Source organism: Campylobacter concisus, assembly GCF_001891085.1.
In the GTDB taxonomy this organism is placed as follows: Bacteria; Campylobacterota; Campylobacteria; order Campylobacterales; family Campylobacteraceae; genus Campylobacter_A; species Campylobacter_A concisus_O.
The window spans coordinates 259,335-280,699 of record NZ_JXUP01000003.1 but is presented as its reverse complement, the minus strand read 5'-3'; the positions used below and the strand labels follow the sequence as shown (position 1 = coordinate 280,699).

General features: G+C 37.6%; 25 protein-coding genes, 2 tRNA genes and 1 rRNA gene. 14 read left to right on the top strand and 14 right to left on the bottom strand.

Features of this window, described 5'->3' with window-relative positions:
* Nucleotides 1–11 precede the first annotated feature (11 nt).
* From TH67_RS03415 to TH67_RS03380, 8 genes are all read right to left on the bottom strand, one after another.
* The gene (locus TH67_RS03415) at nt 12–1,475 is read right to left on the bottom strand and encodes an alanine/glycine:cation symporter family protein (protein ID WP_072594361.1); all 1,464 of its coding nucleotides are present in this window, start codon (nt 1,473–1,475) and stop codon (nt 12–14) included.
* Between the two features lie 15 nt (nt 1,476–1,490).
* Nucleotides 1,491–3,581 (bottom strand): heavy metal translocating P-type ATPase, encoded by a 2,091-nt coding sequence (locus TH67_RS03410; RefSeq protein ID WP_374057343.1) that lies wholly within the window; start codon nt 3,579–3,581, stop codon nt 1,491–1,493.
* Nucleotides 3,550–3,873, bottom strand: coding sequence for an oxidoreductase (locus TH67_RS03405; RefSeq protein WP_072594359.1), 324 nt, complete (start codon nt 3,871–3,873; stop codon nt 3,550–3,552). Before TH67_RS03405 ends, TH67_RS03410 begins: the two co-directional genes overlap by 32 nt.
* Complete coding sequence (locus TH67_RS03400) at nt 3,873–4,187, bottom strand: hypothetical protein (RefSeq protein WP_072594358.1); 315 nt, start codon at nt 4,185–4,187, stop codon at nt 3,873–3,875. Before TH67_RS03400 ends, TH67_RS03405 begins: the two co-directional genes overlap by 1 nt.
* Nucleotides 4,188–4,196: 9 nt before the next feature.
* Entirely contained in the window at nt 4,197–4,508 is a 312-nt protein-coding gene (locus tag TH67_RS03395) for a hypothetical protein (protein ID WP_072594414.1), read from the bottom strand.
* A 31-nt stretch (nt 4,509–4,539) separates the two neighbouring features.
* The gene (locus tag TH67_RS03390) at nt 4,540–5,190 is read right to left on the bottom strand and encodes a ferritin-like domain-containing protein (RefSeq protein WP_072594357.1); all 651 of its coding nucleotides are present in this window, start codon (nt 5,188–5,190) and stop codon (nt 4,540–4,542) included.
* Nucleotides 5,183–5,506, bottom strand: coding sequence for an HMA2 domain-containing protein (locus tag TH67_RS03385; RefSeq protein WP_021091233.1), 324 nt, complete (start codon nt 5,504–5,506; stop codon nt 5,183–5,185). Before TH67_RS03385 ends, TH67_RS03390 begins: the two co-directional genes overlap by 8 nt.
* A 102-nt stretch (nt 5,507–5,608) precedes the next feature.
* Nucleotides 5,609–6,055 carry a Fur family transcriptional regulator gene (locus tag TH67_RS03380; RefSeq protein WP_021091224.1) on the bottom strand — a complete coding sequence of 149 codons (447 nt, stop codon included), beginning with the start codon at nt 6,053–6,055 and terminating at the stop codon, nt 5,609–5,611.
* 150 nt (nt 6,056–6,205) lie between these two features.
* Here TH67_RS03380 and TH67_RS03375 point away from each other — a divergent pair, with 150 nt between their 5' ends.
* Nucleotides 6,206–6,415, top strand: a complete 210-nt coding sequence (locus TH67_RS03375; protein ID WP_002942234.1) for a hypothetical protein — start codon at nt 6,206–6,208, stop codon at nt 6,413–6,415.
* Nucleotides 6,416–6,506: 91 nt separating this feature from the next.
* On the opposite strand, the gene TH67_RS03370 is transcribed toward TH67_RS03375, so the two are convergent.
* On the bottom strand, nt 6,507–7,169 hold the full coding sequence (locus tag TH67_RS03370; protein WP_072594356.1) for a lipid-binding SYLF domain-containing protein: 663 nt from the start codon (nt 7,167–7,169) through the stop codon (nt 6,507–6,509).
* A 118-nt stretch (nt 7,170–7,287) separates the two neighbouring features.
* On the opposite strand from TH67_RS03370, the gene TH67_RS03365 reads away from it, so the two are divergent.
* Entirely contained in the window at nt 7,288–7,896 is a 609-nt protein-coding gene (locus TH67_RS03365) for a trimeric intracellular cation channel family protein (protein WP_072594355.1), read from the top strand.
* Entirely contained in the window at nt 7,893–8,879 is a 987-nt protein-coding gene (locus TH67_RS03360; RefSeq protein WP_072594354.1) for an SAM-dependent methyltransferase, read from the top strand. The genes TH67_RS03365 and TH67_RS03360 overlap by 4 nt, the downstream gene beginning before the upstream one ends.
* Here TH67_RS03360 and ybaK read toward each other — a convergent pair.
* Complete coding sequence (gene ybaK / locus TH67_RS03355; RefSeq protein ID WP_072594353.1) at nt 8,868–9,350, bottom strand: Cys-tRNA(Pro) deacylase; 483 nt, start codon at nt 9,348–9,350, stop codon at nt 8,868–8,870. The two genes, TH67_RS03360 and ybaK, sit on opposite strands and share 12 nt — an antisense overlap.
* 58 nt (nt 9,351–9,408) lie before the next feature.
* Between ybaK and fliL the strand changes: the two genes are divergently transcribed.
* The 3 genes from fliL (at nt 9,409) to TH67_RS10605 (ending at nt 11,201) form a co-directional block, all read left to right on the top strand.
* Entirely contained in the window at nt 9,409–9,945 is a 537-nt protein-coding gene (gene fliL / locus TH67_RS03350) for a flagellar basal body-associated protein FliL (protein WP_072594352.1), read from the top strand.
* Nucleotides 9,942–10,286, top strand: coding sequence for a holo-ACP synthase (acpS, locus tag TH67_RS03345; RefSeq protein WP_072594351.1), 345 nt, complete (start codon nt 9,942–9,944; stop codon nt 10,284–10,286). Before fliL ends, acpS begins: the two co-directional genes overlap by 4 nt.
* 144 nt (nt 10,287–10,430) lie before the next feature.
* Nucleotides 10,431–11,201, top strand: a complete 771-nt coding sequence (locus TH67_RS10605) for a hypothetical protein (RefSeq protein WP_072594350.1) — start codon at nt 10,431–10,433, stop codon at nt 11,199–11,201.
* A 145-nt stretch (nt 11,202–11,346) separates the two neighbouring features.
* On the opposite strand, the gene radA is transcribed toward TH67_RS10605, so the two are convergent.
* From radA to TH67_RS03320, 4 genes are read right to left on the bottom strand one after another with little or no spacing between them, the layout of a single operon-like run.
* Nucleotides 11,347–12,687, bottom strand: coding sequence for a DNA repair protein RadA (gene radA / locus TH67_RS03335; RefSeq protein ID WP_072594349.1), 1,341 nt, complete (start codon nt 12,685–12,687; stop codon nt 11,347–11,349).
* Nucleotides 12,662–13,024, bottom strand: a complete 363-nt coding sequence (locus TH67_RS03330) for a VanZ family protein (RefSeq protein ID WP_072594348.1) — start codon at nt 13,022–13,024, stop codon at nt 12,662–12,664. Before TH67_RS03330 ends, radA begins: the two co-directional genes overlap by 26 nt.
* Nucleotides 13,017–13,883 carry a signal recognition particle-docking protein FtsY gene (gene ftsY, locus TH67_RS03325; protein WP_072594347.1) on the bottom strand — a complete coding sequence of 289 codons (867 nt, stop codon included), beginning with the start codon at nt 13,881–13,883 and terminating at the stop codon, nt 13,017–13,019. The genes TH67_RS03330 and ftsY overlap by 8 nt, the downstream gene beginning before the upstream one ends.
* A complete protein-coding gene (locus TH67_RS03320; RefSeq protein ID WP_054196779.1) occupies nt 13,883–14,515 on the bottom strand; it encodes a TlpA family protein disulfide reductase in 633 nt (210 codons plus the stop codon). The genes ftsY and TH67_RS03320 overlap by 1 nt, the downstream gene beginning before the upstream one ends.
* Nucleotides 14,516–14,564: 49 nt before the next feature.
* On the opposite strand from TH67_RS03320, the gene TH67_RS03315 reads away from it, so the two are divergent.
* From TH67_RS03315 to TH67_RS03280, 8 genes are all read left to right on the top strand, one after another.
* The gene (locus TH67_RS03315) at nt 14,565–15,197 is read left to right on the top strand and encodes a 5-formyltetrahydrofolate cyclo-ligase (RefSeq protein WP_072594346.1); all 633 of its coding nucleotides are present in this window, start codon (nt 14,565–14,567) and stop codon (nt 15,195–15,197) included.
* The gene (gene rny, locus TH67_RS03310) at nt 15,130–16,683 is read left to right on the top strand and encodes a ribonuclease Y (RefSeq protein ID WP_072594345.1); all 1,554 of its coding nucleotides are present in this window, start codon (nt 15,130–15,132) and stop codon (nt 16,681–16,683) included. Before TH67_RS03315 ends, rny begins: the two co-directional genes overlap by 68 nt.
* 9 nt (nt 16,684–16,692) lie before the next feature.
* A complete protein-coding gene (locus tag TH67_RS03305; RefSeq protein ID WP_072594344.1) occupies nt 16,693–17,289 on the top strand; it encodes a lipid-binding SYLF domain-containing protein in 597 nt (198 codons plus the stop codon).
* Entirely contained in the window at nt 17,289–17,855 is a 567-nt protein-coding gene (locus tag TH67_RS03300; RefSeq protein WP_072594343.1) for a DedA family protein, read from the top strand. Before TH67_RS03305 ends, TH67_RS03300 begins: the two co-directional genes overlap by 1 nt.
* Entirely contained in the window at nt 17,852–19,192 is a 1,341-nt protein-coding gene (locus tag TH67_RS03295) for a DUF945 family protein (protein ID WP_072594342.1), read from the top strand. The genes TH67_RS03300 and TH67_RS03295 overlap by 4 nt, the downstream gene beginning before the upstream one ends.
* 263 nt (nt 19,193–19,455) lie before the next feature.
* Nucleotides 19,456–20,966, top strand: a 16S ribosomal RNA gene (locus tag TH67_RS03290).
* A gap of 94 nt (nt 20,967–21,060) precedes the next feature.
* A tRNA-Ile gene (locus tag TH67_RS03285) sits at nt 21,061–21,137 on the top strand.
* Nucleotides 21,138–21,149: 12 nt separating this feature from the next.
* Nucleotides 21,150–21,225: transfer RNA gene (locus tag TH67_RS03280), tRNA-Ala, on the top strand.
* Nucleotides 21,226–21,365: the final 140 nt, after the last annotated feature.

The following is a 21,365-nucleotide window of genomic DNA, read 5'->3' as shown; positions in this document are numbered from 1 at the left end:
TTCTTCTCCATTTAGTTTTTATTCCAGCAACTTGTATTTTTGATGCTAAGACTTTCTGGGTCAAATTCTGGATTTATCCCAGCTTTTCTTTGAGCTTCGTAGTCTTTGACTGCTATTATCACTACTTTTGAAAGTAAGAATATAGCGATAATATTAATAGTTGCCATTGCAGCCATTGTGATATCAGCGATATTCCAAGCGAGCTTTAAATTCATCTGAGCACCAATAAATATCATAACGACAGCCGTTATCTTAAATAGCAACGTAAGCTTGTGGTTTTTTGTTAAAAATTTCATATTTGCCTGAGCGTAGTAGTAGTTGCCAATAAGCGAAGTGATGGCAAAAAGTACGACTGCAAGAGTGGTAAAATGAACTCCAAATTCACCAAAATACTCTTTCATAGCGGCTTGAACGAGAGGAAGTGCTGTTAGCACCTCACCACTTGATCCAGTTTGCTTCGTAAGATAGGCCTGTGAAAATAGCACGATCATACCAGAAGCGATACATATAGTCATGTCTATAAAGACTGCCATTGCTTGAACTAGGCCTTGTTTTACTGGGTGGCTAGTATGTGCTGCGGCTGCTGCGTTTGGAGCTGAGCCCATGCCAGCTTCGTTTGAAAAAAGGCCTCTTTTGATGCCTATTACGATCACGCTGCCGGCAAATCCGCCAAATATCGCTTTAAAATCAAAGGCATTTTCTAAAATCATCTTAACAACATCAGGAATTTCTTTGAAATTTAAAACAATAGCGATAAGTGCTAGCGAGATGTAGGCAAGTGCCATGAAAGGCACGATGTATGAGCTTACTTTGCCGATGATGTGGCTTTTGCTAAAAAACATTACCGCCGCAAATGCCGTAAGAATAAGGCCAATGCCAACAGGTAGGCCGCTTTGTGCAAAGCTAACGTTGCTACCAGCTTTGTCATAGTAAATTTCAAAGGCTGATGTCATGGTATAGCTTTGAAGCCCGTTAAAGCCGTATGCGTAGGTGATGATGAGAATAACCGCAAAAAGTGAAGCTAGCCACTTTATGCCAAGGCCATTTTTTATGTAATAAGCTGGACCGCCTTTAAACCCAAAAACGTCTTTTGTTTTATAAATTTGTGCAAGTGTGCTCTCTATAAAAGCCGAAGCTGATCCTAAAAAGGCCATCAAGCACATCCAAAAAAGAGCTCCAGGACCGCCCGCGACGATGGCAGCTGAAATTCCAGCGATATTGCCTATGCCAACACGTGAAGCAGTCGAGATCATAAGTGCTTGAAACGGCGTTAAATGGTGCTTATTGTACTTGTCTTTTTTTTCTACTAAGACCCTGCAAGCCTCAAAAAACATCCTAAACTGCACAAAACGAGTCAAATAACTAAAATAAATTCCCGTAGCTACAAGAATAATGACTAAAAAATATCCATATAAAAAGTCGTTGGCTATGTCCATTTTGCCGTTTAAAAAATTTAAGAAACTATCAAGCACCATTCTGCCCTTTCAAATTTATTTTGATTTGAATTTTACGCCCTTCATTGAGTTTAATAAAAGCCAAATCGTTGTGCCATTGTGAAGCATGGCAGTTGCTATTGGATTTAACATACCAAGTGTCGCAGCACTTAGTATAGCTGTGTTTACGCCAACGGTTGAGCGGAAATTTGAGCTAATTAAATCCATTGTTTTATTTGCTAGCTCTTTTACGAGAGCTACGCTCATGATGTCGTCTTTTAAAAGACTTATATCAGCCGTCGCTTTAGCTATATCAGCACCCTTGTGCATACTTATACCCACATTTGCCTTAGTTAGGCTTGGAGCATCATTTATGCCATCTCCCACAAAGGCTACTTTTTTGCCCTCACTCTTTAGCTCTTCGATGATAGCTGCTTTATCTGTTGGCAAGCACTCCGCATAGACCCTATCAAGTCCTAGCTCGCGTGCCACCTCTTCAGCCTTGCTTTTGATGTCACCACTTAGCATGACGACCTCTTTTACACCAAGGCTTCTTAGCTTTTTAACCATATCTTTTGCGTTTTCTCTCATATCATCTTTCATAGCGATGACGCCGACTAGCTCTTTATCATATCCTACGTAGAGTAAAGTTAAACCGCTATTTAATGCTTTGCTTATTAAAGCTTCATGATCTTTAAAACTTATCATCTCGTCATCTTCTAAAAAGTGTCTACTGCCGATAACTACCTCTTTGCCGTGCATCGCAGTTTTTACGCCGTGAGCTACGATAAATTCAACTTCATCGTGATGAATATGGTGGAAGCCACGCTTATTTGCAGCTTCAACTATTGCTTCAGCCACCGGGTGAAAGTAATGCTCCTCGGCACTTGCAGTTAAATTTAATATATCATTTTGAGAAAAGCCCTCTTTAAATGAGTAAATTTCAACTACGCTTAGGCGTCCATGTGTCAGAGTGCCGGTCTTATCAAAGACAAAAGTATCAACTGAGCTTAAAGCCTCGATCGCCTTTGCACCTTTTACAAGAATGCCATTTCTGCCTGCTTTTGAAATACTTGATTTAAAAGCAACTGGTGTAGCAAGCTTTAATGCGCAAGAGTAGTCCGCTTGAAGTACGCTAGCAACACTATTCATATTTTTATTTATAATGTATGAAAGTCCAGCAAGCGAGAGAGTAACAGGCACAAGTTTATCGGCTAGTTTTAACGCTTTTACGCCAATGGCTGATTTTTCATTGAGTGAAGTTTGTATGTACTCTTTGATCCTAGCTGTAGCTGTGTCGCTACCTACATTTTCAGCCCAAATTTTTATCCTACCTTCATCAACCACGGTGCCACTTATAACACGGTCGCCTCTAGCTTTTGGTATAGGTTCAGCCTCTCCAGTCATTGAGACTTGATTTACATCAGCGTTACCTTCAACGATATAACCATCAACGCCTATCGTCTCACCAGCTCCGACTACTACGATGTCGCCCTTTTTTAAATTTTCGGTTTTTACTTTTTCAAGCGTCTTTTCACCATTTAAATTTCTCTCGACCCAGACTTCTTCGATATTTGGTTTTGCTAGCTCTTTGATGAGATCATCACTTCTGTGGCTAGCACTTTCTTCCATATATTCGCCGATATTTATCATCAAATTTGTGCTATTTGCTGCTAAATGATCACCCATTGCTAGGCTAGTACCAATAGCAGTTGCCTCAAGTACTTTTGAAGTGACGCCCTCATGCCTTAGCTCTTTTGCACCTTCTATTAAATTTGGTGCTGTGGCATAAAGAGTCACAGCTGATTTTAGAGTTTTATTGCTCATAAATGGAGTTATACCAAGTGCAGCAGCAGCCTTATAGATATTTGCCTTGCTTGGCAAATTTGGATCTTTTGCCTTTGTTGGAAATTCGTAGCTCTTTATAAAGTTTAAAATTTTATCGTAGTTTTTACTGTATTCAACGATAATGCTTTTTGCGTATTTATTTACACGAACACTTAGTGCATCAGTTCGCTCTGAGATCGCAGCCTCGATAGCGCTGACGTCGCTTCTAGCGTTTAGGCTCTCGCAAATAAACCTCGCTCTATTTTTACTCTTGTGAGCTAGAGTGATATTATTTTTGTGAGTCAAGTTCTGCTTTGACATCTTCAAAACGCTCTTTTAGTTCTTCTATGCCAGCATTTATAAGCTCGCCACCTTTGATAATCGCTTTAAATACGCACTCTTGTGCTTTTGGATTAGTTAGTACATAAGCTGCGATACCACCTAAAACCAGACCTTTTACAAAGCCAGCAGCATTAAAATTTTCAGGTACAAATGGTAAATTTTGAGCTGCATTGTTTATTGCATTATCGATTGCGCTTGGCTGAGTAGCTGCTGCATTGTTAGCCACAGTTTCACTTGTTACGTTTTCTTCATTGATGTAAGGGTTATTCATTATTTACTCTCCAATTTTATTAGTTTTTCTGCTATCAAAAGACCGCCGATACCAGCTGCTGTAAAAGCTGCTGCATTTAGATATTTTTTTTGTGCTATTAAATTTGAAGCATGAATGCCAACAGCGCCTACGAAGCCACCTGTTACAGCGTATTTTGCTATCTTTTTAGCAACATCTTTTTTAGTCGCTCTATTATTTAGATAGTCGCTAAAGCCAAGTGCAGCTGCACCCATGCCAGCGACTAAAGCACCGCTGATGAAGTGATCAAATGGAAGCCTTGTGCTTGAAAGCGTAAAAAGACTATTTCCTTGCATTCTCTATCCTTATGCTATATCGTTTGGTGTGATAGCTTTTGGAGCAGCTGGCTTTTTAGCGCGTGGTTTTCTTGTTTTCTTTACCACTTTTTCAGCCTCTTTTTCTATTTTTTTAGCACCACGTTTTGCTTTTTTCTCTTCTTTTACTATAAAGTCTTTTGCATCTTTTGCAACGCTTTTACCTTTTTTGTAAAGATCTTTTGCAGCCTCTTTGCCTTTATCAAAGCCATCTTGGGCGTACTCTTTGATCTTATCTCTTTTATTCCAAGCAGCTATTGCTAAACCGCCTACTGCTAAACCTGCTAAAAATGGTAATGCCATTTTAAATCCTTTCTTTGTTTGATTTTGTAAATTATTCATTTTCTTCATCCTTATTAAAATTTTTGCTAACTACTGAAATGCCTAATGCCCCAAGCGCAAGCCCGCTAAAAAACGAGAAATTTGGATTATTAGTTATCTTTGCTAACTCGCTTTTATCAGCTTTGCCGCTTGCGATATTTTGCAAGCTTTTAGTTATCTCATTAAAGTCATTTTGATAGTTTTCTAAAATATTTGTTATGCCATTTTGCTCAAAATTTTGTGAAATTTCATTTAAATTTAGCTCATTTTTTATTTCACAGCCACTATAAATTTCTTTTAAGCGTTGCTTTAAAGAGGCAACGTATTCGTTATTTGAAGTAGCCCAAAGTCTAAAAAATAGATCTTTTAGCTCTTCATCATCTAAGCTTTCACAAAATTTTTCATACATTTTATTTAGCTCTAACTCATAGTTTAAAGCTTGTATCAGCGCATCTTCTTTATTTTTTGCTGGCAAAAATATAGCTTCATTTTCGCAAGCAAGCTCATAATCATGTGTGCTCGCAAATTTTTCTATCAAGATGATCGCATTTTTTCTGATATTTGCGATCTCGTTAAAAACATCACCAAATAAAGCTAAATTTTCATATAAGCTAAGTGCGTTCTTTTCGCTGGTGTATGATGCATTTAAAAGTTCATTAAGCATATTTCACTTCTTTTGCAACTTCATTTACTCTAGTTGAAATCTCTTCTAAATTTTGCCCTTTTAAAAGATCCTCCCAAAGATTTTTTGGAAAAATTTCATGATCGTATTCGATCGTTACAGAGCCGATTAGCTTGTTAAATTTTACATTTTTTATACCATTTATCTGAGCTATCACATCATCTAAGCTAGCTAAATTTACGCTGCTACTTAGCTCTTTTATCTTTGGGCTAACTCTTACTCTTAGTCTGCCGTTTGTGTGAGCTATCATTGAAAAATAGCTTGCAACTTGTGCTAAAGTTTGTGTTTTTATATCCATTTTCATCCTTTTTTTTAATTGCGTATTATCTATTTCACAGCTTAAATAAATCTGAAATTTTTTTGTTTTTCATTATCAAAAAGTAAAATGAAATGATAAAATTTAATTTTCATTTTTCTCTTGGCAATCACTGCAAATACCATAAAGTATCATTGTATGCGACTGCTCGCTAAAATTTTTTTCTTTGCAAATTTGCTCTTGCCTTTGCTCTATTATCTCATCTTCAAAATCAACTATCTTTTCACAAATTTCACATATCAAATGATCGTGCGAGGATTTTAAATTTAACTCAAATTTTTTTACTCCATTTTCTTCAAAACAATTTGCAAGATGATGCATTTCGAGAAAATTTAAAAACGAGTAAATTGATGTCATTGAAATTTCATTCTTGTGGATTTTGTAAATTTCTGAAGAAATTTCTTGAGCACTTAGATGAGAGTTGCTAATGAAAAGTACATGCAAAATTTGTTCTTTTAACTCTGAGCTTTTCTGCCCAAAGGCTTCTAAAAATTCTTTAAAATGCTTATAAAATAGTTCAAAATTATCCACAAAAACCTAACTAAAATGATAATGAATATAAGGATTTTACAACTTTACTTATAAAAAAAGCATAAAATTTCTTACGAATTTCAAGTAAAGTATTTTATAAGATTGTTTTGGTATAGTGTCGCATTTTTTAAATCAAAATTAAGGAATGAAATGACTTACGACGAGCTTGAATTAGACGCCGTTTTGTTAGAGGTTTTAGAAAATAGAGGCAGTTTTGATTCTATGGACGATGAGGAGCTTTATGAGCTTATCGAACAAGTTGCACAATATACAGATGGCGATTACGAAGAAGCGTTTGAGTATATGACTCAATTTTCTCCAATCCCTAAAAAACGCTTCGTTTCACTATTTATGGTTTAGCAAAAAGCTAAGCCATAACTTCTATAAAATTAATCATAAAAGTAAAAATAAAAAGAGCTCTTGACTCACTTAATGAGTCAAGGAATTTGAGCTATAAGAAGTATTTTGAGATTATTTCTTTAAATTTTAGAGTGTATTTACTAGCTTTTGGGCTATTGTTGTAGATATTTTCAAAATCATACATTCGCTCATAGTAATCATTTGTATCTTGTATATTTATTTTAAGCCTTGCCACATCTAGGCTAACGCCTACAAAAGCACCACTTGTCTTGCCACGCTCCTCAGCAAATGCTGAAATTTCAGGCAAATCACTTGTGATCGCTGCTTCATTACCAACGCCACCAGTTGCTTCTGCTTTTAGGCTGATCGTATCTTTTGCATTAAATAAATTTGCATAAGCTTCTGAATTTTTAAATAAAATGATCATATCAGCTGAACTGTAACCAAGCTGCAAGCCTATGCTACCAGATGTGTAATTTACAAAAAATGGACTTGACCATTCACCATCATCGTTTTTAGCGATAAATACGCCTTTACCTGTTGAGCCAGTAACGATAGCGCCTGCTTTTGTCACATCAGGGATTATGGCAATCGCTTTTATACCTTCAAATTTAGTGTTTGGCTTTAAATTTCTTGCACCAAAAGCGTTTAAGATATTTATTGCATTTTTTAGCTTTTGATTTTGGATCACATCAGCATTTAAACATGGCGTGAAAAATAAACCAGCAAGAAATATGATTAGTAGTCTTTTCATTAAAATTCCTTCCTTAAATTTTTTCGTTATTATAGCCTAAAATAAACTAATGGTAAAAATATTATTAATGATTTTTTATGAGAGTTCATTATAAAATGCGACCTTTTAAGGAAAAAATATGAGTTTAATACTTTTTGTCGAATACGTCGGTATCGCATCAGCCGCACTTAGTGGGTTTTTATTTGCAGTAAAAAAGGAGTGCGACTGGCTTGGAGTCTTTTTGTCTGCATTTTTGACCGCACTTGGTGGCGGTATCATGCGTGATATGCTTGTTGGTAGGGCGGTTTATTCATTTACGCACTACATGCCAGTAAGCGTTGTTATTTTTATGTTGATTGTTTCAAGAGTGGCAAATTTACACATAAAAAGAGAAGGTTTGGAGCGAAAATTTGTATTCATCTTCGCCGATGCGATCGATGTTATTTGTTTTTCGATCGTCGGAGCGATGGTTGCTATTGAGTACAACTACAATATCTTTGGCGTCATGATGATCGCCTTTTTTAACGGGGTTGGCGGCGGTATCTTAAGAGATATTTTGCTAAATGAAATTCCATGGTTTTTACGCACCGGACTTTACGGCACGATAAGCCTTGGCGTGGGGCTTGCTTACTTTATCCTCTATCATCTAGGCCTTACCAATATATTTTTTACTATGCTCTTGCTTGCTGCTGGCATTACAGTTAGGATGTTTGCGTTTTATAGAGGCTGGAAGCTACCTGATCTATGAAATTTAGCGAGTTTTTTGATATCTGGGTCAATGAAAACTACTATAAATTTGGTATTGATATCGGCAAAAAGGGCGATTTTTATACAAATGTAAGCGTTGGCTATCTCTTTGGCGCTTGCCTTGCAAACTATTTTTTAAAACTGCTTAAAAAAGGCGAAATTTCTAGCTCTTGCAAGGTCGTAGAGATTGGCGCAAACTCTGGCAATATGCTAGCTGATTTTGCGCAAGGAATTTTTACGCTTAAGCCAGAAATTTTGTCAAATTTAGAGTTTATCATCATCGAGCCTCATGAAATTTTACGTAAAAAACAGCTTGAGACTTTTACAAAACGCTTTGGTGACGAAGTTAGAGTAGGGCACTATGAAAATTTAGACGAGTACTCGTTTGATGAAATTTTTGTCATCTCAAATGAGCTACTTGACGCATTTAGTTGCGAGGTTATAGATGGGCAAAATATGCTTTTTGTGGACGAAGACCTAAAATTTCACTGGCAAAAGGCGGATCAAAATTTACTAGCTCTTGCAAAAAAATTTGGCATAAAAAAGGGCGAGATATCAACTAGCTACGCTAAATTTGCGCTCCAGCTTGCAAGTGTGGCAAAAAAGGTGAGATTTTTAAGCTTTGACTACGGCGAATTTGAGCCAAAAAATGAGTTTAGTTTAAGAGTCTTTAAAGATCATCAAGTTTTTTCTTTATTTGAAATTTCAAACCTCGCGTCATACTTTAAAAGATCGGATCTAACATATAGCCTTTGCTTTAAGCAGGTAAAAGAGACTTTTTGTGAGGCTGGCTTTGAGATGCTTAAATTTAAAAAACAAAACGAAGCTTTAGTTTGTGATCTTGGCATGGATGAAATTTTATCTTTAGTGCTTGAAAAAAGTAGCAAGCAAGCCTATGAAAATGCAACCAAACAAGCAAAATTTCTAATCTCGCCTGAGTTTTTAGGCGAGAAGTTTAAATTTATAGAGTTTTTAAAGAGCTAGCCTAGCGATATTGGCAAAACTTGCTTCGCAAGTCTTTAAAAGATCATTTGGTGCTATTTTTATTTGTTTGCCTCTTACTCCAGCACTTACTAACACGTATTCTTGTTCTTTCGCGCGTTCATCGATAAATGTTGCAAAGTGTTTTTTCATAGCAAGCGGTGAACAGCCGCCCCTAATGTAGCCAGTGATCTTTTCTAAGTCTTTTAAATTTATAAGCTCGCAGCGTTTGGCGCCACACGCGTGAGCAAGTGCTTTTAGATCAAGCTCCAAATCGCCCTGTAAGCAAGCAACAACGAAATTTTTAGGCTCACACTCACAAACGATAGTTTTATAAATTTGCTTTATATTTTGCTTGGTGCTAGCTGCCACGTGAATGGCTGAAAGATCGTTCAAATCAACCTCATACTCTAAAATTTCATAATTAATTTTTAGCTTATCTAAAGCTCTGGCAGCATTTGTCTTATGCATCATTTTTTCTCATTTTTGCGAATTTTTTGTATAATTATAGCCAAAACTTAAAGGAGGAAAGATGGCTGAAGAAGTTGAAGAGAAAAAAGCAAAAAAAGGTGGCAATGGTGCATTAATGATAATTATCATTGCGATATTTGTTTTGCTACTAGTTATTGGAGGGCTAGTCGCGTTTTTGATGCTTAGTTCTGACGAGCCAAAAGAGGCAAACATGATGCAAGCACCAACTCAGACTCAAACGCAGTCCATGCCAGCTCAAAATAAAGCAAAGCATGGTAGCAACGACTATTCAAATATGGGGCCGATATATCCGCTTGATCAGTTTATTGTAAATTTGCTTAGCGAAAATGGCTCAAGATTTCTTAAAACTAAGATCGATATGGAGCAAAGCGATGAGTTGCTAACTCCTGAGCTTGATAAGAAAAAGGCACTTTTAAGAGATATTATCATCAGGACACTTTCGTCAAAAACTTACGAAGAAGTAAGTACCGCAAAGGGCAAAGATAGGCTAAAAGACGAGATCGTGGGTAAGTTAAATGAAGTGCTAAATGATGGCTACATCAAAAACATATTTTTTACTGATTTTGTGGTGCAATGATAGGTATTGATATCGTTAGGATAGATAGGATTTCAAGACTAAAGGCTCGTCATGGCGAGCTTTTTTTAAAGAGATTTTTAAGCGATAGCGAGATCGCGCTAGCAAAAAATGATGCGACTTTGGCTGGATTTTGGGCGGCCAAAGAAGCAGCTAGCAAAGCCCTTGGTGTGGGGATTAGTAAAGAGTGTGGCTTTTTGGACATTGAGCTTAGCAAAGACGCAAAAAACGCACCAAAGATAAAATTTAGCCCAAAAATTTATACAAATTTTAATATCAAAGAAGCAAGCCTTAGCATAACTCACGACGGCGGTTTTGCTGTAGCTGCAGTGATGATTGTATGAAATTTACACATTTTTACAAAACTTTTTAATGTCTTTTAACTACTTCTGATAAATTTAAAAAACGTATTTTTATAAAATTTTTTAAAGAAAAGACGATATCTTTAATTAAGATTTAATGGAACTAAAGAGACTAAGGATAGTAAAATGCGAATTTCTAATAATCTCCCAACTACTAACTATCTCTCAAGAGAAAACATAGCAAGAGAGATGGGCTTTCAATTTAACGATATAAATGAGATACTTAGTAACGATATGGGTCATGGCATGACATTTCCTAAGTATATGAGCCTAGACGATAAAGCTAAAGCAAGGGAATACGACAGATATGAGCACTCACTCACTGGCTTCGTAAAAGGTGAAGGAGAGGCAAGGATTAGCATACTTGGCAAGCTTATGGGCTATGACGACACTTTTTCAAAAGATGAGATAGATGAGCTAAAGAAATTTATAGATGATAGCGGTGCTTTGGGGCTTGAGAGAGCTTTTGGTGACTCAGAGACTTTATCTGTTAACGAATTTATAAAAAGATATACCAGAAAGCATGGTTTCTCTGACTTTACCTTTGGTGGAACAAAAACAGCCGAGTTACTTGATAGCGATATGAGCGTTGATGAGTTTAAAGCTAATTGGACTAAATTTGCACTAAAGAAGCGCTTTGGTTTAGAGCTTGACGAGGAGTTAGCAAAAGAGACTATAAATTCCATTAATGATCTTGAAACACAAAACGAAGAAGATAAAAAAGAGAAGAAATTTACACCTATACAAGTTACTAAAAAGTCTCAAACCTATAAGCTTGAAGCCGATGAGAGATTTAAAGAGCTTTATAAATTTATAAAGAGTGAATTTGATAGTGGTAAGAGTATGTTTGAAATTTTAGAAAAAGTGGCAAAGCTTAAAGTGGATAAGAGGGCATAGGTATTTTATAAGCAAAGAATGGAATTTTTATAATTTAAATTTCAAAGAAAAAGCATAGATGCTCTCAGTCTTATGTAAAAGATAAATTTCAAAAAACATGGCCTAGCCAGCAAAGTATTGATATTAAGTCGCTGGCAAGACAAATTTACATCCATTCAAGCACTTGCGTGATATCTTTGGCGTAAAAGCATTTTAGCCCTTGCGTGTCAAGCGGTTTGTTTGGGATGATAGCATTTTTAAATTTCTGCATTTTTGCCTCTTTTAGGCGCTGATCGAGGTTGAAAATTTCTCTTATTTCGCCGTTTAGGCTTAGCTCACCGATGAATACGCTATCCTTGCTAATAGGGCGATTTTTGAAGCTACTGATTATCGCTGCTATGACGGCTAGATCGGCCGCTGTTTCGCTTATCTTAACGCCACCTGAAACGTTTATGAAGACGTCGTAGTGCCCAAGTGGAATTTCTAGCTTTCGCTCAAGTAGGGCTAGCAGCATATCTAGGCGGTTTCTCTCAAAACCAGTCGAGCTTCTTTTTGGGTAGGCACTTTCGCAAACAAGTGCTTGTATCTCGATGCTAAGCGCTCTTGAGCCCTCCATTATGATGGTGATCGCACTACCACTCATAGCCCCACCACGTGTGAAAAATTTACTCGATACCTCATTTGCACTCACCAGTCCGTGCTGGCTCATCTCAAATATACCAACCTCACTCGTCGAGCCAAAGCGGTTTTTAAACCCACGCAAAATTCTCAGCTCTCTGCTCGCGTCACCCTCAAAATAAAGCACCACATCGACCATGTGTTCAAGCACTCTTGGCCCTGCGATCGAGCCCTCTTTGGTGATGTGTCCGATAATGAAGACGCAGATATTTTGGTTTTTTGCAAGTCTCATTAGCTCAAATGTGATCTCACGAACCTGCGTGATCGAGCCTGGGGCGGAGGTTATATTTTGGCTATAAAGCGTTTGAATAGAGTCGATTACTAGCACTTTATAGTCGCTCTTTTGCACCTCTAGCAGGATATCTTCTAGGCAAATTTCAGTTAGCAGGTATAAATTTTTATCCACCGCATTTAGCCTATCAGCTCTCATTTTTATCTGGCTTTGGCTCTCTTCGCCGCTTACATAGAGCGTTTTTTTGCCGTCTTTTGCTAAATTTGAGCCGATTTTTAGAAGCAGGGTTGATTTGCCAATTCCTGGGCTGCCACCTATTAAAACGAGCGAGCCTTCGACAACGCCACCACCAAGAACGAGGTCTAGCTCGCTATCTTTGGTGCTAAATCTCGTGAAATTTTGAATTTCAACTTCGTCTATGCTTATGGCTTTGCTAGGTGTGCTAGCACTTTTTGCTATCTCTTTGCTTATCTTTATCTCTGCTTGACTAAGCTCGATAAAGCTATCCCAAGCACCACATTGTGGGCATTTGCCCAGCCACTTTGCCTGTTGATTACCGCAGGCTTGACACTCAAAAACTGGCTTTGCTTTTGCCATAAATTATCCTTTTTAAAATTTCAACTACTATCACTCCAAAAGCCGCTCCGATCATGTCAGCCACGATGTCAAGCAAGCTAAATTCCCTATTTGGTAAAAACGCCTGAACGAGCTCTATTTGCACACCAAAGGCTAAAAGTAGGGCTAAATTTTTTAAAATTTTAAACTCATAGCCAAGGTAGAGCAGTATATAAAGGACGAAAAAAGCTAAAAAATGGTTAGCTTTATCCCACGAATTTTCGATGATAGTAGGAGATTTTGGAGTAAATGCAAGAAAATCAATTGCCAAAAGAGCAGCGAAAAAGCAAATTTTACTAAGAAATTTTACCCTACTCAAAAATGGCGTCCATTAGCTCGTCTAAAAACTCGTCTGGATTAAATTTGATGATATCATCCATGCTCTCGCCAACGCCTATATAAAATATAGGTAGCTCAAGCTCTCTTGCCACGCCAAATAGCGCTCCACCCTTTGCGGTACCATCAAGCTTTGTGATGATGACACCATCAAGCGAGACAATATCGTTAAATGCTTTCGCTTGCGCAACTCCGGCGTTACCTTGCGTGCCATCAAGAATCAAAATTTTTCGGTGAGGCGCTTTTTCGTAAGCTTTTTTGCTAATGCGAACGATCTTTTCTAGCTCGTTTGCTAAATTTGTCTGGTTTTGAAGTCTGCCGGCTGTGTCAAGGATGACTCGGTCGATACCTTTTGCAAGGGCTGAGCTAATCGTATCGTAAGCAACAGCTGAAGGATCATGACCTTGCTGTGTGGCGACTATTGGCACATTTAGTCTAATTGACCACTGGCGCAGCTGCTCGATAGCTCCAGCTCTAAATGTATCACAAGCGCCTAAAATAACGCTTTTGCCGTTATTTTTATATAAATTTGCAAGCTTTGCGATTGTAGTCGTCTTGCCAGCACCGTTTACGCCAAGGATGAGATCGACAAATGGCTTATCAGGCTCGATCACGCGCTCATTTTCGTAGATAAAATAGCTACTCATAACGCGCCTAAGATCAGCTCTGCTCACTTCATCTTGTGGCGGCAAGTAGTATAAAATTTCCTCCACGATCTCGTAAGCTACGTCAGCTTCAAGCAAAATTTCTTCTAAGCTCTCTTTGTCTATCTTTTTTGACTTCTTAGCTGAGCTTATCGCTCCAAAAGTCTTCTCAAAGCCTTTTTTTAGAAAGTCAAGCATTATTTTGTTGCCCTATTTATGTCATTTTCAAGCATCTCTTCAGGCACAAGACCGATGTAGCCTTGAACGTAGTCGCCATTTGCTTTAAAAAGTGCTGACGCAGGCAAGCCTTTTATGCCACCCATTGCTTTTTCAAATAAAAAATTTCCCTCACCAACCGCAACTTCATATTTTATTTTATACTTTTGAGCAAAATCTTTTACTTCATCTTCACTTTTGTCTTCAAGTAGCACACCAACGATATCTAGCTCGTTTTTAAATTTCTCGCTTAGGTTGTTTAGGTGCGGGATCTCGGCCTTACAAGGTGGGCACCAAGTGGCGAAAAATACGTAAAGAGTTGCTTTTTTGCCATCTTTTACATCAAAGCCATTGCTTCTTTTTGTAATCTGCATAGTTGCTCCACTTAGCAGCTTTAGATTTATCTCTTTTATCTCGCTATCTTGGGCATTTTCACTCATTTTTGGAGTGAGTGAGTCTTTGCTTAAATTTTCATCTTTGCTAGCATTTTTATCTAAAATTTTGCCTTGCGTTTGTTCGCTTGTATTTTGCTCTTTTTTTTGCTTGTTCTCGTCGCCGCATCCAAAAAATGCAAAAATGCAAAGTGATGTTATAATTGCTCGTTTTAATGTCATGAATTTCCTTTTGAATAAGATTTCAGGATTATACAAGAAAGAGCATAAAATGAGCGTTAATTTAGAAAAAAATGAATTTAGAAAAAATGCAAGAGCAAATTTGATAAAACTTACTAAATTTAAGGCCAAATGCTCGCACTATAAAGCTACAAAAACGCTTTTGAAATTGATAAATTTTACAAATTCTAAGAAAGTATTGTTTTATTTGCCACTTAACTACGAAGTCGATGTGCTTAAAATAAGGCGAAATTTATCACGTAAATGTGAAATTTTTGCCCCTTTTATGGTAGGTCTTAGCTTAAAGATGGTAAGATTGCGACTGCCATTTATAACTTATAAATTTAACGTCAGACAGCCATCTGGCAAAAAAATGAATAATGTTAGACTTGATATGGCAGTAGTTCCAGCGATTGGGGTTGATGGAGCTATGGCTAGGATAGGGCATGGAAAAGGATTTTATGATAGATTTTTTGACTCTTTGCCTATTAAGCCAAAACGGATAGTTTTTCTTGAGATAAAAGACTTTTATACCAAAGATGTGCTTTCAAATACACAAGACGCGGTAGCAGACTTTTATATAACCCCAAATAAAAATTATATAAAAAGAGGAATAAATGATAGAGGTTTTAATAGGCTTAGGAGCCGGTGTGGCGGGCGTTGGAGCAGGGTATCTATACGCTAAAAAGATAAATGATGCAAACTACAACATCTTCTTAGAACAAGCAAAAGCAAAAGCAAAAGCAATAGAATACGAAGCTGAACTAACGCTTAAAAATTCTAAAATTTCAGTACAAGAAGCTGAATTTGAGGCCAAAAAAAGATACGATGACAAGACGACAAAGCTTCAAAAAGAGTATGCGAGTAAATTTGATGAACTAGCCAAAAAAGAGAAAATTTTATTAAATGAGCAAGAGCTTTTAAACGAAAGTAAAGAGCTTTTTGAAAAAGATAAGCAAGATGCAAAGATAACTTACGAAGAGGGCTTAAATTTAAAAGCGACTTATCAAAACAAGGTAGAAGAAGCGATAAGAGTGCTTGAGCACGCTGCTGGCTTAACGGAAGAAGAAGCAAAAGAGGTCGTGCTTAAAAAGGTCGAGGAGAAGTCTCGTGCGGATATCGCTCATATCGTTAGAAAATACGAAGAAGAAGCAAAAAGAGAGGCTAAAAAGAGGGTTAATTACATATTGGCGCAGGCTACGTCAAGATTTGCTGGAGAATTTGCGGCTGAGCGTTTGATAAATGTAGTAAATATCAAAAACGATGAGCTAAAAGGTAGGATTATTGGTAAAGAAGGACGTAATATCAAGACCCTTGAAATGGTGCTTGGCGTTGATATCATCATCGACGATACGCCTCATGCGATTATACTAAGCAGCTTCAATCTTTACAGACGTGCGATCGCAACAAGAGTGATTGAGCTTTTGGTAGAGGATGGAAGAATCCAGCCTGCGAGGATAGAAGACCTTCACAAAAAAGTGACTGAAGAATTTGAGCAAAGTATACAAGAAGAGGGCGAAAATATCGTCATGGATCTTGGTCTAAATAAAATTCATCCAGAGATCGTAAAACTAATAGGCAAGCTTAAATTTAGAGCAAGCTACGGACAAAATGCCCTAGCGCACAGCCTTGAAGTAGCTCACCTTGCTGGTATCATCGCGGCTGAGTGTGGCGGAGATGAGAAGCTAGCAAAAAGAGCCGGCATACTTCACGATATCGGTAAGGCGCTAACTCACGAGTACGAGGGTAGCCACGTCGATCTTGGAGCAGAAATTTGTAAACGCTATAAAGAGCATCCAGTAGTTATCAATGCCATTTATGCCCATCATGGACACGAAGAAGCAACAAGTATAGAAAGTGCGGCTGTTTGCGCAGCTGACGCACTAAGTGCGGCTCGTCCAGGTGCAAGGCGTGAGGTGCTTGAGAGCTTCTTAAAGCGTGTCGAAGAGATCGAAAACATCGCAAAAAGCAAAGATGGCATCAAACAAGCTTATGCAATAAATGCAGGCCGTGAAATTCGTGTCATCGCAAATGCTAAACTCATAAATGACGACGAGGCCGTGCTTGTAGCAAAAGAGATAGCTCAAGAGATTGAGAGCAAGGTGCAGTATCCTGGTGAGATAAAAGTAAGCGTCATCAGAGAGACTCGTGCTGTTGATTTTGCAAAATAACGGCAAGATATGAAATTTCTTTTTTCAATTTTATTATTTTTCTCACTTGCCTTTGCCAGTGAGGAGCTCGTGCTAGACTCGGCAAACTCGTTTATAACAACTATGAGAGGTGCTAGAAACGCTCCTATAAAAGAGCTAATCGAGCAGTCAAAAGCAACGATCATCTTTCCAAGTGTTAAAAAGGTCGGTTTTGTCGTTGGTGGCATGGGCGGAGATGGCATTATGGTTGTTGGCAACATTAACTCGCCAAGTGAAATTTTACCAGTTAGCATAAGTGGCGGTAGCATCGGTATACAGCTTGGTTATGAAGATAGCTCGCTTGTGCTTTTTATATTTAAAGATAGCATTATCCATGATATCAAAGATGCCAAGATCACGCTTGATACAAAGCTATCAGTAGCTTTTGGTGACATTGGACGCAATTATAGTAAAGTAAGCGATTTTAAATTTTCAAGTGATATCTACGCATATGCCGCAAATGATGGTTTTTTTGCGGGAGCTAGCTTTGGCGGAGCAGTCATTAGCGCAAGGGAAGAAATTTTAAAGCAAAGTGGCTATGCATATGAACAGCTAATAGCCTCTGCATCTAAACTTTTAGGAGATTAATGCAAGATATCATAAACTCAGTTTCAACATACGGCTATATTATATTGTTTTTTTATAGCCTTGGTGGCGGCATGGTTGCATTAATCGCCGCTGGAATTTTAAGTTTTGCTGGCAAGATGGATATCACTCTTAGTATAATTGTCGCTGCTGTGGCAAATACAATCGGCGACACGCTAATTTTTTATGTCGCAAGATTTAATAAAAACTCACTTATGCCTTATATCAAAAATCATAAAAGAAAGCTTGCTTATGCAGGAATTTTGGCCAAAAAACACGGCGATAAGATAATATTTATCAAAAAATTTATCTACGGCGTCAAAACTTTGGTTCCTATCGCACTTGGACTTACGAAATATTCATTTTATAAATTTAGCATTATAAATTTGATCTCGTCAGTGCTTTGGGCGGTCATTATCGGATTTGCCAGCTTTAAAGCGGGTGATTATTTTGTAGGTGCAAGCGACTATCTTGGCGAGCATGGATATATTATGCCTCTTGCTATGGTTTGTTTGTTGCTTGGAATTTGGTTTTTTTTACAACATATTACAAAAAGGAGAAAAGCATGAAAAAGGTGATATCTGCTTTAATCGTAGTTATCATGGTAGCCATTGGGGCGGTTTATTTTGCTTCAAATGAGGTGGAAAAGAACTATCAAAGGATAGTGAATGATCTAAACAATATTAAGGGCTTTAAAATTTCTAATAACAATTACAAAAAAGGTTTTTTTGGCTCAAAAGGATCATTTGATTTTAGTGTTTCAAAAGATCTTTTGGAAAATATATTTGGTAAAAATGTAAATGAGGATTTGGTTTTTAAAGTAGAAAATGAAATTTCTCATACAGTGCTTGCTTTTATAGATGGCTTTGAAATAGACTCAAAAATTTCTATTCAAAACGATATGATTAAAAACATTATCGCAACATTCATGGGTTCAAATGTTATTGCAACAACTAAAACAAAAGTTAGCCTAACTGGTGATAAAGATATGGATATTAAATTTAGCAATATTGAATTTAATGATAAGCAAAAAACTGCATTTAATACAAAAGATATAAAGATTGGTATGACGCTTGATTCAAAAGATAGTATAAACAGCTTAAAGATTGAAGCGGACAAGATCGCTTTGAAAGATGTTAGTGAATACAACAAAGTTGATCTAAATATCGAAGGATTTTATATTGACTCAAGTTATAAAGAGCCAGTTAAGTTTTCAAAAATTTTAGAGAGCCAACTTGTACCTTATTTGGCAAAAGTTAAATTTAAAAGGGTCTCTTTCGCATCTAATGATGTAAGTAATATTTTGGTAGATGACTTTAAATATGACTCAAAATTTGAAATCTCAAATGATCTTGGAAGGTCAGACGATGTTATAAAAATAGGTATAGTAGCAGTTGATAAAGTAAAATATACAGATTTTGTCTTTGATAGCAAAATCGCAAATATAAATGTACCTGCTTTAAATAATGTATTAGAAAAGCTTAATAATTTAAATAATGAAGAAAATTATAATGTTTTAGCTGGATTAAATTTTGATGAGATAATAGATCAAATCTTAGAAAAGAATCCAAGCATAAAAATAGATACATTAAGCTTTAAAAAAGGAGATAAGACTTTAAAGCTAAATTTGGATGCAGCAGTAAATGGCTTTAAAAAGGGAACAAATCAGTCAGAAATTTTTGATAAATTATCTCTTAGTGGAAAAGTAAGTGTCGATGAAAGTCTGGCGAATTTTTTTGATACATTAGTGCCAGAAGTAGCTTTTGTTGAGCCTACTTTGATATCTGCTGGATATTTTAAAGAAGAGGATAAAAAAGTAATAAGCGAATTTAAATATGATCCAAATAAAAAAGATATTATATTTAATGGAAAAGTTGGACTTCAAAATTTCTTTATGGGTTTTTAAAAATTCGCCTGATTTTTATCTGTATTTAAGCATCACTTATATATACTTCACTTTCTGTTTTGCAAAACGCAGAGCAGAAAGTTCTTTTAACTTACAATTGTTAAACTATTAGTCAATCTTTGAAATCTAAACAAGTGATCGATTGAGCCAGTCTATTATTTTATAATTATAATAGATTAGACAAACTAATAAATAAAACTAAAAGTTTTTTTGATTAAAAACTTCATAATAAAATCCTATCAAATAAATTTTGCTAGGTAATTAATATGGAGAGTTTGATCCTGGCTCAGAGTGAACGCTGGCGGCGTGCCTAATACATGCAAGTCGAACGGACAAGTAAGAGCTTGCTCTTATGAGTTAGTGGCGCACGGGTGAGTAATGTATAGCTAATCTGCCCTACACTAGAGGACAACAGTTGGAAACGGCTGCTAATACTCTATACTCCTGTCTTACATAAGTTAGATAGGGAAAGTTTTTCGGTGTAGGATGAGGCTATATTGTATCAGCTAGTTGGTGAGGTAATGGCTCACCAAGGCTATGACGCATAACTGGTCTGAGAGGATGATCAGTCACACTGGAACTGAGACACGGTCCAGACTCCTACGGGAGGCAGCAGTAGGGAATATTGCTCAATGGGGGAAACCCTGAAGCAGCAACGCCGCGTGGAGGATGACACTTTTCGGAGCGTAAACTCCTTTTGTTAGGGAAGAACAATGACGGTACCTAACGAATAAGCACCGGCTAACTCCGTGCCAGCAGCCGCGGTAATACGGAGGGTGCAAGCGTTACTCGGAATCACTGGGCGTAAAGGACGCGTAGGCGGATTATCAAGTCTCTTGTGAAATCCTATGGCTTAACCATAGAACTGCTTGGGAAACTGGTAATCTAGAGTGAGGGAGAGGCAGATGGAATTGGTGGTGTAGGGGTAAAATCCGTAGAGATCACCAGGAATACCCATTGCGAAGGCGATCTGCTGGAACTCAACTGACGCTAATGCGTGAAAGCGTGGGGAGCAAACAGGATTAGATACCCTGGTAGTCCACGCCCTAAACGATGTATACTAGTTGTTGCTAAGCTAGTCTTGGCAGTAATGCACCTAACGGATTAAGTATACCGCCTGGGGAGTACGGTCGCAAGATTAAAACTCAAAGGAATAGACGGGGACCCGCACAAGCGGTGGAGCATGTGGTTTAATTCGAAGATACGCGAAGAACCTTACCCGGACTTGATATCTAACAAATCATCTAGAGATAGAAGAGTGTCTGCTTGCAGAAATGTTAAGACAGGTGCTGCACGGCTGTCGTCAGCTCGTGTCGTGAGATGTTGGGTTAAGTCCCGCAACGAGCGCAACCCACGTCATTAGTTGCTAACAGTTCGGCTGAGCACTCTAATGAGACTGCCTTCGTAAGGAGGAGGAAGGTGTGGACGACGTCAAGTCATCATGGCCCTTATGTCCGGGGCGACACACGTGCTACAATGGCATATACAATGAGAAGCAATATCGCGAGATGGAGCAAATCTATAAAATATGTCCCAGTTCGGATTGGAGTCTGCAACTCGACTCCATGAAGCCGGAATCGCTAGTAATCGTAGATCAGCCATGCTACGGTGAATACGTTCCCGGGTCTTGTACTCACCGCCCGTCACACCATGGGAGTTGATTTCACTCGAAGCCGGAATACTAAATTAGTTACCGTCCACAGTGGAATCAGCGACTGGGGTGAAGTCGTAACAAGGTAACCGTAGGAGAACCTGCGGTTGGATCACCTCCTTTCTAGAGTACATATAGATATTCTCTCACAAGATATCTATAAGAAAGATATTCTCAATCATCCTTGTTTAGTTTTGAAAGATTGATAGACCTATAGGGGCCTATAGCTCAGCTGGTTAGAGTGCACCCCTGATAAGGGTGAGGTCACAAGTTCAAGTCTTGTTAGGCCCACCAGAGAATTTAATTGGGGAATTAGCTCAGCTGGGAGAGCGCCTGCTTTGCACGCAGGAGGTCAGCGGTTCGATCCCGCTATTCTCCACCATAAAATAGTTTAACTATATTAAGTCTAATTAGAGAGCTTAAAAATTAAACTTTCTAATTAGACTTTTGTCTAAATGTTCTTTTAATTAATATTGTTAATAGTCACAAGCAAGTTTTAAAAACAATTTTACAGGACTTGTT

What these genes read in the sequence shown, in the direction of transcription:
- ftsY (WP_072594347.1), bottom strand. Translation starts at nt 13,883, where the DNA reads ATGCTTGACTTTCTAAAAAAAGGCTTTGAGAAGACTTTTGGAGCGATA.
- TH67_RS03385 (WP_021091233.1), bottom strand. Translation starts at nt 5,506, where the DNA reads ATGGATATAAAAACACAAACTTTAGCACAAGTTGCAAGCTATTTTTCA.
- TH67_RS03375 (WP_002942234.1), top strand. Translation starts at nt 6,206, where the DNA reads ATGACTTACGACGAGCTTGAATTAGACGCCGTTTTGTTAGAGGTTTTA.
- TH67_RS03360 (WP_072594354.1), top strand. Translation starts at nt 7,893, where the DNA reads ATGAAATTTAGCGAGTTTTTTGATATCTGGGTCAATGAAAACTACTAT.
- TH67_RS03305 (WP_072594344.1), top strand. Translation starts at nt 16,693, where the DNA reads ATGAAATTTCTTTTTTCAATTTTATTATTTTTCTCACTTGCCTTTGCC.
- ybaK (WP_072594353.1), bottom strand. Translation starts at nt 9,350, where the DNA reads ATGATGCATAAGACAAATGCTGCCAGAGCTTTAGATAAGCTAAAAATT.
- TH67_RS03315 (WP_072594346.1), top strand. Translation starts at nt 14,565, where the DNA reads ATGAGCGTTAATTTAGAAAAAAATGAATTTAGAAAAAATGCAAGAGCA.
- TH67_RS03410 (WP_374057343.1), bottom strand. Translation starts at nt 3,581, where the DNA reads ATGTCAAAGCAGAACTTGACTCACAAAAATAATATCACTCTAGCTCAC.
- TH67_RS03400 (WP_072594358.1), bottom strand. Translation starts at nt 4,187, where the DNA reads ATGCAAGGAAATAGTCTTTTTACGCTTTCAAGCACAAGGCTTCCATTT.
- acpS (WP_072594351.1), top strand. Translation starts at nt 9,942, where the DNA reads ATGATAGGTATTGATATCGTTAGGATAGATAGGATTTCAAGACTAAAG.
- TH67_RS03295 (WP_072594342.1), top strand. Translation starts at nt 17,852, where the DNA reads ATGAAAAAGGTGATATCTGCTTTAATCGTAGTTATCATGGTAGCCATT.
- TH67_RS03370 (WP_072594356.1), bottom strand. Translation starts at nt 7,169, where the DNA reads ATGAAAAGACTACTAATCATATTTCTTGCTGGTTTATTTTTCACGCCA.
- TH67_RS10605 (WP_072594350.1), top strand. Translation starts at nt 10,431, where the DNA reads ATGCGAATTTCTAATAATCTCCCAACTACTAACTATCTCTCAAGAGAA.
- fliL (WP_072594352.1), top strand. Translation starts at nt 9,409, where the DNA reads ATGGCTGAAGAAGTTGAAGAGAAAAAAGCAAAAAAAGGTGGCAATGGT.
- rny (WP_072594345.1), top strand. Translation starts at nt 15,130, where the DNA reads ATGATAGAGGTTTTAATAGGCTTAGGAGCCGGTGTGGCGGGCGTTGGA.
- TH67_RS03405 (WP_072594359.1), bottom strand. Translation starts at nt 3,873, where the DNA reads ATGAATAACCCTTACATCAATGAAGAAAACGTAACAAGTGAAACTGTG.
- radA (WP_072594349.1), bottom strand. Translation starts at nt 12,687, where the DNA reads ATGGCAAAAGCAAAGCCAGTTTTTGAGTGTCAAGCCTGCGGTAATCAA.
- TH67_RS03390 (WP_072594357.1), bottom strand. Translation starts at nt 5,190, where the DNA reads ATGCTTAATGAACTTTTAAATGCATCATACACCAGCGAAAAGAACGCA.
- TH67_RS03415 (WP_072594361.1), bottom strand. Translation starts at nt 1,475, where the DNA reads ATGGTGCTTGATAGTTTCTTAAATTTTTTAAACGGCAAAATGGACATA.
- TH67_RS03300 (WP_072594343.1), top strand. Translation starts at nt 17,289, where the DNA reads ATGCAAGATATCATAAACTCAGTTTCAACATACGGCTATATTATATTG.
- TH67_RS03320 (WP_054196779.1), bottom strand. Translation starts at nt 14,515, where the DNA reads ATGACATTAAAACGAGCAATTATAACATCACTTTGCATTTTTGCATTT.
- TH67_RS03365 (WP_072594355.1), top strand. Translation starts at nt 7,288, where the DNA reads ATGAGTTTAATACTTTTTGTCGAATACGTCGGTATCGCATCAGCCGCA.
- TH67_RS03395 (WP_072594414.1), bottom strand. Translation starts at nt 4,508, where the DNA reads ATGGCATTACCATTTTTAGCAGGTTTAGCAGTAGGCGGTTTAGCAATA.